The sequence below is a fragment of the Vibrio sp. 704 genome (assembly GCF_033339295.1).
The window spans coordinates 1-540 of record NZ_JAWOUH010000915.1; the positions used below are offsets into that span (position 1 = coordinate 1).

Annotated in this window: 1 pseudogene; it reads right to left on the bottom strand. The window is 51.1% G+C overall.

The features are described from left to right. Positions 1-33: 33 nt before the first annotated feature. Positions 34-540 (bottom strand): annotated as a pseudogene (locus R7R24_RS29855) (hypothetical protein); the annotation flags it as partial.

Genomic DNA, 540 nt, shown 5'->3' on the forward strand with positions numbered 1-540 from the left:
GAACTTGTCTCGCCTTCTTATCTGTTAATCAGTTTACGCAAAACCCAGCACGTGAGCTGCGACGACGACAATGCTCGATAGGGTAAAGAGTAATAGAATAAAGCGCCAGCAGAATTTCGCCCAGTCACCCCAGTCGATACGACACACGCCAAGCGTTGCCATTAGGGACGCTGAAGTAGGGACGATCACGTTAGTGAAACCATCACCCAGTTGGAATGCCAGAACCGCTACCTGACGCGTTACGCCAGCGATGTCTGCAAGAGGAGACAACAGAGGCATTGTCAGTGCTGCTTGGCCAGAACCCGAGGTCACGAAGAAGTTGAAGATGGATTGGAACACATACATCAACCAAGCTGCGGCAACATCAGGAAGGCCACTGATCACACCGCCTGCGCTGTTCAAAATCGAGTTCAGTACGCTTGCTTCATCGGTAGTACCACCACCCAGAATAAGCAATACACCTTTCGCACAGCCAACCAAAAGAGCAGGAGCTAGCATGATTGCTGCGCCTTCTTTGAAAGCATCCGCCGCACAGTTAAG